This is a genomic window from Pseudomaricurvus sp., from assembly GCF_965662505.1.
Classification (GTDB): Bacteria; Pseudomonadota; Gammaproteobacteria; order Pseudomonadales; family Cellvibrionaceae; genus Pseudomaricurvus.
The window spans coordinates 1-11,341 of sequence record NZ_CBFIHX010000110.1; the positions used below are offsets into that span (position 1 = coordinate 1).

The following is an 11,341-nucleotide window of genomic DNA, read 5'->3' on the forward strand; positions in this document are numbered from 1 at the left end:
TAGGGCAAACTCTAAAAGTTGAAATTTCAGGGGAGGCTCAGAAAGTTTATTCTGGTGTGAAGCGTAAGCCCGAAGAGCTAACGGAATCGCGCGGGGAGCCCTTCAAGATATCCTGCGAACTTACTGATGAAGATGTTGCATTTTATATAGATGGAAACGCGTTTGTGACCCGTTGCACTTGGGATGCAGAGCATGATGAGATTGATAACGGATTTTAACGAAAGAGACTGATATGGAATTCACGCCTACTCAAAGTTCTGCTTTAGCAAATAGTGTTTATGCTTTGACGAAACAAGATGATCTGGAGACAGCGGTCAAACTGCTGAATACGACATTTAATGGTGAGTTTGAATTTGCCGGCTCTAATATGCTATTAGGTAAGACGGGTGGACCAGGTTGTATTAAGGTGAAAACTGCTTTTGGTTTTGTGCTGGTGGGAAAGAAGAACTACAAAGGACAAGTGGTTGTTCTTTTTCGGGGAACACAGTATTTGGCTGATTGGCTTTCAAATGCCAATATTTTATATAGCAGATCGTGCTGTGGTAAAAAAGTCCATGATGGGTTCAATATAGCCTTTAAATCTATGCAAGAGGCTATTAAGTGCCATCTCTCAGAGTTTGATGCAGGAACGGTGGTTCATTGTGTTGGTCATAGCTTAGGCGGCGCTTTGGCCTCTTTGGCTGGTGAATGGCTCAAAAAAGAGATGAAATTCACTCCTAAGGTTTATACTTATGGCGCACCGCGGGTTGGTTTTAGTGACTTTGCTACCGGCTACACTTCTCTCATAGGTAAGCCCAATATTTATCGCGTTTATCACTCATCAGATATTGTTCCCTGTATTCCTGTTTGGCCATTTGTCCATGCTCCGTATAAAGATAATGCTTACCAAATTAAAAAACCTAATATTGTGCCTGGTGCAGAGTGGCACTCTATGGATAAATATGAGCAAAGTGTAAAGAAAAAGAGTTGGCCTCAGGTCCATAGTTTGCGAGATATGGTAAAAACAGAACAGTCGGTGAAAATCTGGCTGAAAGGAAATGTTAAACTACCTTCTCCTTTGGAGACGCTTAATTGGATTAGTGATGCAATCACTTATGTTTTGAAAAAGTGTATGAAGGCGGTGAGTTTTTCTTTTGATTTTGTTGGAAGCAGTATGTTTACGATAATGGATAAGCTCGCGTACATTCTCGATAAGGCGATCCATATTGATGAGCTGGTTTCCGAGTGGGTTGTTTATTTAATGAAGAAAATTGCTCAATTCCTAGGTTGGGCAAAAACTATCAAGTCTTCTGATTTAAGCAGAGAAAGCATTCGACGAATGTTTGTTCTTTTGTCAAAAAAAGCTAATGACATGGCACATCAAGCACTGAGCAACACCTTGGCAAATGGGCGTGCCCTGTAACATTTAAGGCGGGACTTCTGATTTGTCATTTTCTCTTGTGTTTATGCCTGTTGTTAGGCCGGGTGGGGATGTTGTTAGCGCTATAGCTGCATTGCAGAAGCGTTTCGAATTAACACCGGCACAATTGAATACTTTGTTTCGAAGTTCTTCCAAAACGATTAAAAGAGGCCTCTCTGAAGAACGGGCGAAGTCTCTGATGCGATTGTTCTGGGGGCTTGGTTGGCATACTGAAATTCAGGAGCGAGGCGAAACAGTCTTTTCCACTTTACGATCTGGGAAAGAAATCACTTCTGGTTGTGGCCCTGTAGTGCATAAGCAACTCGAATCGCTCGAGTTCCCCCAAGGTTGGAGTCGATTCGAAAGTCTAAACCCGAAAGCTACTATCCAGGCAGGTAATGAGCAGGGACAGGCATTCTGTATTGTTATCCCCCAGAAAAAATAAGATTTTCACGAGCCGCACAGCCACTACTCATACAGCCAGGCTGTGTTGAAGTCTGCGGTATCCAGATCAAGTAATTGTGAAATCATTCATTCCTGCAAGCCATTGTTTGCGGAAACTACCGGCTGGCCGCTGTCCCTGTCTGAGTTTATTCTGTGGGATATGAGTGGCGGCACTCATTATCTGTTGGCAGTTTACGAAGGGCGGGAGCGCTTTTATTCGATATACTGCTGGGCCGGTGGTGGTGATTTTACAAAGTTTCGTCAGGACTTTATGTTCATCATTGAGAGTTTTCGTCTGTACGAGCAGTCTCACCAGCCACCTGTGGTGAAGAATAGGCTGGGGAACAAGGCATCGATAAAGAATCTGTCCGTGGCGAGCTAATATAGATTAGCTCTTTTCAAATGAGTTCCAGTCGACTTTTCTGGTTTTCCGGATGTATTCAAAAGTACGGCCAGCCCAGTTGTTGGTGATCTTTCCTTTATCTTTGTACCAGCTTTCTCCGGTTTGGCTCCATACTGTTTTGTTGAGCCTTTGTTGCAGTTGTGCGTTGTAGTGTTTTTCTGCTGTTTCAGTAACCTCAAGGGTTTTCCAGTTTTCCCGATCCATGGTTTCGATGCATTCTACAATGTATCTGGATTGGCTTTCAATCATCACAATAATCGAGGTATGCCCCAGATTTGTATTTGGGCCATACATCATGAAGAAGTTGGGAAAGCCGTGGGTAGTGATCCCCAAGTAGGCCTGAGCACCCTGATTCCAATGATCGTGCAGTGACTGATCGTTGGTTCCGGTTATGTGCATTGACGCCAGAAACGGGTTGGTTTTGAATCCAGTGCCGTAAATAATAACATCAGCATCCGTAGTTTGATCATCCTCAGTGCTGAGGCCTGTCTCAGTGATCTTTGTAATAGCACTGGTTACCACGTTCACGTTGTCGCGATCCAGAGCCTGATAATAGTCATCTGAAAATAGAATCCGCTTCGCGCCAATAGGGTAGTTGGGCGTCAGCTGGGTGCGCATGACTGGATCCGCTATGGTTCGTTTCAGATAGCGACGTCCTTCGCGTTCTCCCCATTTGCTGGCAAGGTTGTTACCTTCCATCATTTTATACAGCAGCAGTTCACAGCGAAGCCAAAGGCTGAATCTGTACAGTTTGGCCAGCCAGGGCAGGCGTTTGGAGATGTTCTTTTCCAGATTGGAGTAGGGCCGATCCTGTTTTGGTAACACCCAATTAGGGCTGCGCTGAAAGACGGTAAGCTGTTTGGCCTGAGTCGCAAGATGAGGAATAAATTGCAGGGCGCTGGCAGCATTCCCGATCACCGCAACGCGTTTTCCGGAAAAATCGATGGAATGATCCCACTGCGCTGAATGGAATTGCTGTCCAGTGAATCGGTTTTTACCTGAAAAATCAGGGATCGAGGGGTGATGCAGTTGACCGACGGCTGTGACCAGGTGTTGGGCTTCAAATGTGTCACCCGTCTGTGTCGTGACAATCCAGAGCTTGCGGCGTGTATCAAAGGATGAAGAAACAGCCTCTTGGTTAAACCGAATATGCTCGTAAAGCCGATATTTCTCAGCAATCTGTTTTTGGTATGCAAATATTTGAGGCTGCTCCGACCATTTGTATTGCCAGGCAGAGTTCTGCTCAAAGGAATAGCTGTACAGCACCGAAGGGACATCGCATTCAGCGCCTGGATAGGTATTTTCTCTCCAGGTGCCACCCACTTCATCAGCCTTTTCGAGGATGACGAAATTATCAATAGAGGCCTTCTTCAGGTGGATTGCCAGGCTCATTCCGGAGAAGCCGCTGCCAATGATCAGCACTTTGTGCATTTTTACCCTCAATGTGTTGCCACGGTTAGATTTATTGTTATACGCACAGCTTAATTCTGCCGGTTCCAGCGGATGCAAGAAAGGTTGGTTCAGGCCATAGTGAATGGCCTGGATTTAACGGTTTTGTAAGGGGGGGGAAAAGAGAGGGAAAGGCAGGTCTCCAGAGGAGACTATGAGGATTGGAGGTCCTAAGATTGTTAAATAGCAATGCCCAAATTACTGCTCTCGAACTCGTTCAGGCGCTTACGCAGCTGTTTGATGATGTCAGACTGAGATTCTGGGCTGGTCAAACAGGTTTTGAGCCACTGCTGAAGTTCTTGCTCCTGATCGTAGAGCTCATGCTGTTGCTGTGATGGGTCGAATTCTTCAAGGTCTTCGGCAAAGGCAATAAAATGGCTGACGGTAGCTAGCGAAAGGCCTTCGGCCGCTTCCAGGTCATCCGCGCTGTCATCCAAAATCATTTGTAAGGCACTGGTCAGAAGCAGGCAGCAATCCAGTGCCGGGTAAACGCCATAGCCATCATCCTCGGTAGGCTCTGGTGTAATTTCCTCCAGTTGAAGCAGGGCCTTCTCCAGATTCTTCATGGATTTAAGCTGCCCGGCCAGATACTCCCACACCTTGTTCAAGACCTTGCGTAACTGGTCGGCTTTCTCAGGTTCTCCAATGGTTTCGCAGTAGAGAGCGTAGTTGGGCTGGTGTCGTTCACAGAGTGCTGTGATAAATGCAATTTTTTCCCAGTGCGCCCGATCGCCGGAGTGTACAGCCATAAGAGATGTTCGCTTATTTGATGTGAAGAAAGGCCGTTATAGTAACAAAATTTACGAGCAGGGGGAGGTTGCCCTTGCGGGTATGATCAGGTGTCCGATATCAGTTATAGTGGCGTTTATATAATCAATACCGAGTGTAAGAGCGCCATTAAAGGTTGTCTCCTTGCCGTTTACTGTCTTTGGCTCTTAATAATCAGTTATTTATGTCTCAGTCTGTTGATTCATCCATGAAACCTCACTTGCCTGGTTCACCCGTGGGGCACCTGCGTCAATATGTGCAGAAACGTTTTGATGCCTGGATGTTGCCACGCTTGAAGCGTGCACGCAGTCATCAGCTCTCGAATAAGCGCTTGTTTATTGTTCCGTCGAAAGCCGGTGTAGGCTTTCTCTCAGTGGTCGTTCTACTCTGGCTAACCGGAACCAATTATGAAAACAACATTGTGCTTGGACTGGCTTTTTTTCTCACCGCGTTGTTTGTCGTTTGCATCCATCACACCTTTTTCAACATGTCCGGATTGGTTGTTGATGCTGTGGGTTCGGCCCCCTGTTTTCTGGGAGAGGATGGCGAGGTTGAGATACGTGTGTCCTGCTCCAACTCTTCGGATAAGGAGAGTATTGCGTTAAGTTTTTCCAAAGGGCGCGCTGCGACGATCGATTTGCTCGATACTCACTCAGTAACAGTGAAGCTGTTTACTCGGGGGGAGCAGCGTGGGTGGTATTATCCCCCCCGCTTGAAAGTCGAAAGCTTTTTTCCCTTGGGCATCATCCGTTGCTGGAGTTGGCTGGTACTGGATGCTCCGATTTTGGTGTATCCGAAACCGGAGGGCGGAAGCGATATGCCTTTAAGCCAGTCTTCTTCTCATGAGGGGGAAAGGATGGAGGAGGCCGGAGCTGAGGATTTTCATGGTTTCAAACCTTATCAGCTTGGAGTCTCACCCAAGCACATCGCGTGGAAACATTACGCCCGCGGCCAGGGCCTCTACAGTAAAGAGTATGCCAGTTACCGAGAGCAGAGTGTGTGGCTCGACTGGGATGCACTTGAGGGGCTGGGGACAGAAGCCAGACTGTCCCGCTTATGTTATTGGGTCATCAAGTTGTCATCGACACAACAGCCCTATGGTTTGAGGCTGCCGGGACAGGCTATTCCGCCTGCGATGGGTGTTGATCATAAGCACCAACTGCTGAAAACGTTGGCGCTCTATCGGTCGGAGGGTGGTAAGTGAGTGCGACGGGCCGACAATTGCTGCCACGCAACAGTCTGTTGTGGTTGATATCGGCACAGGGGCTGGCGATCGCTCCCATGTTATTGGAGTTGCCATACTGGTTGATCGGTCTCTGGGGGCTGGTGTTAATCTGGCGCTTACAGGAGTTCCGTGGTCGTTGGGCCATGCCGGGCAAGTTGATCAAGACCGCGATGGTCGCGGTCTGTGTCTCGGGGTTGTTCCTGTCGTTTGGCCGGTTGCTTGGGCTGGAGCCCATGGTGACCATGCTGATTTGTGCCTTGCTGCTGAAACAGCTGGAAATGCAGCGTCGTCAAGATGCCTTGTTGTTGGTGTATCTGACGTTCTTTCTCATCGGGGTGCAGTTTCTCTTTAGCCAGACGCTACTGGCCAGTGTGTATGGCGCAGTGTGCGTGTGGATCGCTCTCTGCTCGTTGTTGAGCATGCACCAGCCCTCTGGCCATGAAAGGCCCTGGCGAAGTTTGCGGTTGGCGGGGCGATTGTCTTTGCATACTGTGCCACTGATGATTCTGCTGTTCCTGGTGATGCCGCGATTCGGCTCTTTGTGGTCTGTTCCCAACCCCACTCAGTCTGCAAAAACCGGTGTCAGTGACAGCATGTCGCCGGGAGACTTTTCCCGCTTGTCCCGCTCTGGAGGCGTCGCTTTCCGAGTGACATTTGACGGAGAACGGCCTCCCCAGCATCTGCTGTATTGGCGTGGCTTGGTGTTTTCGGAATTTGATGGTCGCCGTTGGACCCAGAGGAAAGGGCGTGAATGGGACTATCGTGATGGCTCATTGGTAGACTGGTACAGCGATGCTCCATCGGACTGGCGCATACAATCCGGGTCGGGAAATAGTGAGTTATCTAAGCCAGTGACCTACAGCATTATCATGGAAGCCAGTCATCAACGCTGGTTGTACGGTCTGATGGCTCCGGTGGCGTTTGAGCAAGATCCACTCTATGGATTGACCCGGAATTTTACCTTGCTACGCCGCCAGCCCGTTCATCAGCGCCTGCAGTACGAGGTGACCTCTCAGCTGGAATATCAAGCGAGTACCGAACCCTTAACGTCTCGGCAGCGAGCGCGAGAGCTGGCTCTGCCTGACGGCTTTAACCCTGAAACCTTGCAGAAGGCCAACGCATGGCGGCAGCAGGCTGGCTCAGAGCAGGCGTATTTGAGCAAGGTTTTGGCTTTTTATCGGGATAATTTTGATTACACCCTTGAGCCACCGGCCTTGGGGCGCGATACCGTTGACGAGTTTCTCTGGCAAACACAGCGTGGTTTTTGTGAGCATTTCGCCAGCAGTTTTGTGGTGTTGATGCGAGCAGCGGGCATCCCGGCCCGAGTCGTCGCGGGTTACCAGGGGGGCGAATACAATTCAGCGGATGATTACCTGGTGGTTCATCAATACGATGCACACGCCTGGACGGAAGTCTGGCTGGAGGGGCAGGGCTGGACTCGTGTGGATCCCACGGCAGCCGTGGCTGCTGATCGGGTGGAGCGCAGCCTCGGTGACTTGCAGTCTGACATGGTGGAAGGCGCACTGTCTTTAGGGCGTTATCGCCAGTTTAAGTGGGTGGCGGAATTGCGTATGGAGTGGGACGCCCTAAATTATCGTTGGCATAAGGCCGTGATTAATTTTGACAGTAAGGCCCAGAGCGAGCTGTTGAGCAATTTGTTGGGCGGCGTCAGCCCTCTGCGGTTGGTACTTTTTGTTCTGTTGGTAGGGGGCGGTCTTCTGTTGCTGATCAGTCTGCATTTGTGGTGGCGTGCTCGACCGGCTCCCAAACCTCCTGCGTTGCATCAGTGTGAGCGTTTCGAGCGACTTCTCCGGCGCAAAGGCTGGGTGCGATTGGACAGAGAGCCTGTGGGTGAATTTGCTGCCCGGGTTTCGGCGTCTGTCAGCCCAAAACATTCCGGTATTGCGGAAGCCGTATCGGACTTTGCGGATCTGTTCCAGCGCGAACAATATGCCGGAGAAGTGGTGTCGTCCGCCCAGTGGCGTCATTCCCTCAAGTCTTTGCAGCGTGTCCTGAGAGAACTGTAAACCCTACCGCTCTGTTGCAATCAGCCTCCAAACCCCTCAAAACAGGGCACCAAAATGGTGCCCTGGTTGAATTCCTGAACCACCGTTGTGCAAAATTAAACTATTTTAAGTTTGAAGCGATTCCATCCCTGTTTTGGTCTTGAGAAAATAAGGCGTGCTATGCACAATAATGGCTTTATTGTGGCTCCAAATCAGTGCGGTTTTTGTAACGTACTGAATTATAAAGAAATATTTTGGTGCCTTTCTTGTTGTCTCTGGTGCGCTTTTGTTTCGTTTTGTTCGGGCGATGAATTCGTTCTGGATAGTAATGATCGTGCGTCAGGTAACGTTGGCGGATAGAGATTATGAAAAAATTAAGTGTATTTGGGGCTTTGGCCTGCTTACCTTTTGGTGTGTTGGCTGATGATGGTCTGAGTGGCGCGAACACAGCCTGGATGCTGATGGCAACGGCGCTGGTGCTGTTTATGACCTTGCCTGGATTGTCATTGTTTTACGGCGGTTTGGTGCGATCCAAAAACGTACTGTCGATTTTGATGCAGTGCTTTGCGATTGCCTGCGTGGCGTCGTTGTTGTGGTTGATTGTGGGTTACAGCCTGAGTTTTGGCGAAGGCAGCGCCTGGGTTGGCGATTTCAGTCGGGTCTTTATGGACGGAATGACGCGTGACAGCCTGTCTGGTGATATTCCTGAATCCCTGTTTTTCATGTTTCAGATGACCTTTGCCATCATCACTCCGGCCCTGATCGTCGGTGGTTTTGCTGAGCGTATGAAATTCTCATCAGTGTTGATCTTCAGTGTACTTTGGTCTTTGGCGGTCTATTTCCCTATCTGCCACTGGATCTGGGGTGGCGGCTGGATGGCCGAGTTGGGCGTGGTGGATTTTGCAGGCGGTATCGTGGTGCACATTACGGCGGGTGTTGCGGCGCTGGTGATTGCTATGGCCATTGGTAATCGTAAAGGCTTCCCGACGACGGCCATGCCGCCTCACAATATGACCATGACGATTACCGGTGCCGGTATGCTCTGGGTCGGCTGGTTTGGGTTTAATGGCGGTAGTGCTCTGGCGGCTAACGGTGATGCCGCTATGGCCATCACAGTGACTCACATTTCCGCTGCGGCTGGTTCTCTGGCCTGGGTGGCGATGGAGTGGATCAAATTCGGTAAGCCTAGTGTGCTGGGGATCGTAACGGGTATGGTCGCCGGTCTGGGTACTATTACTCCGGCATCCGGGTTTGTTGGCCCGGCTGGAGCCCTGGTTATTGGTATCAGTGCTGGTGTGATCTGTTTCTACATGACGCAAACTGTTAAGCGTCGCTGGAAAATCGATGATTCTCTGGATGTTTTCCCTGTGCACGGTATTGGTGGTGTATTAGGCAGTCTGTTGGTTGCCGTCTTTGCCTCACCGGATCTGGGTATTTTTAGCGGATTTGGCACCGGCGTGGAGAACTATTCCATTCTGACTCAGCTGAAAGCCCAATTGATTGGTGTTGTGGTCGCATTTGTCTATACCGGGGTCTTAACATTTGTCCTTCTCAAATTGACTGGTGTGCTGACCGGTGGCGTTCGAGTTACGGCCGAAACCGAAACGGCAGGTCTGGATATCTCGTCCCACGAAGAGGCCGGTTACAAGTTCTGAGAGCGAGTATCCTGATCTTCTTGAAAAGCCCGCTCAACGCGGGCTTTTTTGTGCCTCTGAAACGCTCTTTAATGAGGACTGGCGCGATGCCCGTGAGGGCCGATCTGAAGCCTCCGGCTTTTCGGGTGAAGTTCCTTTGTGAGTCCGTTAAAATGGCTGCTTTTTGCGCTGTCTGGAGTAAGCCTTGGGGCTGTTTGTTAAGTATTTGCTGGCCATAGGCTTTGCGGCTCTGGCGATGGGTATACAGATTGTGCTTTTGCCCTGGCTTGCCGTGGGAGAGCTGCACTTGTCTGCCGATCAAGTAGGGTGGGTGCAGTCTGCCGTCTTGTTGCCAGGGGTCGTGTTGATGCTGTTTGGCGGTGTGTTCGCTGATCGAACCGGAGCCGTCAGTCTACTTCCAGGATTGTACGGCTTGCTGGCGGTTTGCCATGGCGTCATGTTATGGCAAGTGGGGTTGGGAATGCTCTTCTTACCCATGCTGCTGGGCTATGCCTTGTTGTTGGGTATTTGTAATGCGTTTATCCAGCCGTTGCGGGAGAAAGTATTGCCGCAGTTCGCAGACAGTGAGTCCAGCTTACAAACCTCAGTGGTGCAGATCAGTCTTTGTGTCTATGTGGCTCAAGCTATTGGAGTGAGTCTGGCTGGGCATATGGAGCAGTGGGGAGTGACCACTGTGTTGGCGATTCAGTGTGCCGCTGTTGCGGTCAGTGCCGTGTTGTTTTTTCTGTTGGTACGACAAGGCAAGCCAGGTCGCTCTCAGAATGATCAGAATCCCGTTGTCGATCAGCAGTCCTCGATGGTCTCTATCGCAGAAGGTGTGCGGTTTGTTGTTCGCCATCGGGTATTAAAGCATCTGATGGTTTTGGTCGGTTTTAACGGCTTTATGCACATTGGGGTGTTTGTCGTCGCGTTGCCGTTACTGGCGAGGGATATTTATCAGCAAGATGCGTTGTATTTTGCCGGCTTGCAGCTTGTCTTTGTCGGGGGAAATATTGTTGCAACGCTGGGTTTGCTCCGCCGCGGCCAGGTGGAACAGTTAGGCCGCCCGGTACTGTTTTGCTTGCTCTATGCGGGCATTATTATGATGGCGATATCCGCACAGCCCAAAGCCTTTGGGTTGTTGTTTCTGGTGTTTGCCTGGGGCGTGGTGGCAGGGGTTTCGGCCAGTCTGGGTAAATCCTTGCTGCACCAACAGGTGGATGAGAGTTATCGCGGTCGGGTGTTGTCCATATATCAGCTGGCGTTATTTGGCGCTGCGCCTTTGGGGGCATTGGCCTGTGGTTATGCAGTGCATAGCTGGGGTGCGTTGAACCTGTTCAGGATTGGCGGTGGCCTGTCTCTGGTGTTGTTTGTGCTCTATTTGGGCGTGCGTCCTTTTTGGAATATTTCTACCGAAAGTGTCAGGACGCCATAACCTGATTCTCAACGGGATAACCCGATCCAGACAGTGAGCATGGAATTGGGTAGCCCGCGAGAGTTAAGGTTATCCCCGCATCAGCGTTCAACTATATCTGGGATTCAATGGGCAGCAGAGACAGCAGCCAGACTTTGAAACGCTGCCAGCCAGTCGATTCGGGCTCGGAGTGTAAGGTGATTTCCTGTCCGTTATCGTCCTCAGCTTGCCATTGCAGATCACCTTGATCATCCAGTGTCAGATGCCAGGCAAAGTCCGGCATGGTCCATTCCTTGTAGGTGTTGGCCAGTTGTTCGTTGATCTCTGGGCTCTCAATATAGACTCCGATCTCTGTATTCTGCAGGATCGATCGTCCATCCAGGTTAACTGAGCCGATTACGACCTTGTCATCGTCAATGACGAAAGACTTGGCGTGAAGACTGGCACGAGACTCGCCCTTAAACCATTTCAATCGACGCTGTTTACCGGCTTGCGAGCGCAGTTCCCATAACTGGACACCAGACTCTAGTAGGGGTTTGCGGTATTGGCTGTAACCGCTGTGAACGACGGCCACGTCCGTGGTGCTGAGCGCATTGGTT

General features: G+C 50.1%; 10 protein-coding genes and 1 pseudogene. 8 read left to right on the forward strand and 3 right to left on the reverse strand.

The features are described from left to right. The 4 genes and pseudogenes from ACTG33_RS13540 to ACTG33_RS13555 all read left to right on the forward strand — a co-directional run. A pseudogene (locus ACTG33_RS13540) lies at window positions 1-218 on the forward strand (hypothetical protein); the annotation flags it as partial. Window positions 219-232: 14 nt separating this feature from the next. Further along, window positions 233-1,402, forward strand: a complete 1,170-nt coding sequence (locus ACTG33_RS13545) for a lipase family protein (RefSeq protein WP_439135758.1) — start codon at window positions 233-235, stop codon at window positions 1,400-1,402. 22 nt (window positions 1,403-1,424) lie between these two features. Continuing rightward, window positions 1,425-1,844 carry a hypothetical protein gene (locus tag ACTG33_RS13550; protein ID WP_439135759.1) on the forward strand — a complete coding sequence of 140 codons (420 nt, stop codon included), beginning with the start codon at window positions 1,425-1,427 and terminating at the stop codon, window positions 1,842-1,844. A 102-nt stretch (window positions 1,845-1,946) separates the two neighbouring features. After that, window positions 1,947-2,225 carry a hypothetical protein gene (locus tag ACTG33_RS13555; RefSeq protein ID WP_439135760.1) on the forward strand — a complete coding sequence of 93 codons (279 nt, stop codon included), beginning with the start codon at window positions 1,947-1,949 and terminating at the stop codon, window positions 2,223-2,225. A 6-nt stretch (window positions 2,226-2,231) separates the two neighbouring features. Here the strand turns inward: ACTG33_RS13555 and ACTG33_RS13560 are convergent, their stop codons facing one another. Beyond that, on the reverse strand, window positions 2,232-3,677 hold the full coding sequence (locus ACTG33_RS13560; protein ID WP_439135761.1) for a flavin-containing monooxygenase: 1,446 nt from the start codon (window positions 3,675-3,677) through the stop codon (window positions 2,232-2,234). A gap of 197 nt (window positions 3,678-3,874) precedes the next feature. Further along, window positions 3,875-4,444 (reverse strand): DUF416 family protein, encoded by a 570-nt coding sequence (locus ACTG33_RS13565; RefSeq protein ID WP_439135762.1) that lies wholly within the window; start codon window positions 4,442-4,444, stop codon window positions 3,875-3,877. Between the two features lie 203 nt (window positions 4,445-4,647). Between ACTG33_RS13565 and ACTG33_RS13570 the strand changes: the two genes are divergently transcribed. The 4 genes from ACTG33_RS13570 (at window position 4,648) to ACTG33_RS13585 (ending at window position 10,763) form a co-directional block, all read left to right on the forward strand. After that, on the forward strand, window positions 4,648-5,667 hold the full coding sequence (locus tag ACTG33_RS13570; RefSeq protein ID WP_439135763.1) for a DUF58 domain-containing protein: 1,020 nt from the start codon (window positions 4,648-4,650) through the stop codon (window positions 5,665-5,667). Next, the gene (locus ACTG33_RS13575) at window positions 5,664-7,715 is read left to right on the forward strand and encodes a transglutaminase TgpA family protein (RefSeq protein WP_439135764.1); all 2,052 of its coding nucleotides are present in this window, start codon (window positions 5,664-5,666) and stop codon (window positions 7,713-7,715) included. The genes ACTG33_RS13570 and ACTG33_RS13575 overlap by 4 nt, the downstream gene beginning before the upstream one ends. A gap of 344 nt (window positions 7,716-8,059) precedes the next feature. Beyond that, window positions 8,060-9,349, forward strand: coding sequence for an ammonium transporter (locus ACTG33_RS13580; protein WP_439135765.1), 1,290 nt, complete (start codon window positions 8,060-8,062; stop codon window positions 9,347-9,349). A gap of 184 nt (window positions 9,350-9,533) precedes the next feature. Continuing rightward, complete coding sequence (locus ACTG33_RS13585) at window positions 9,534-10,763, forward strand: MFS transporter (RefSeq protein WP_439135766.1); 1,230 nt, start codon at window positions 9,534-9,536, stop codon at window positions 10,761-10,763. A gap of 91 nt (window positions 10,764-10,854) precedes the next feature. Here ACTG33_RS13585 and ACTG33_RS13590 read toward each other — a convergent pair. Then, window positions 10,855-11,341: phospholipase D-like domain-containing protein (locus ACTG33_RS13590; protein ID WP_439135767.1), on the reverse strand; the 487-nt coding region annotated here is incomplete at its 5' end.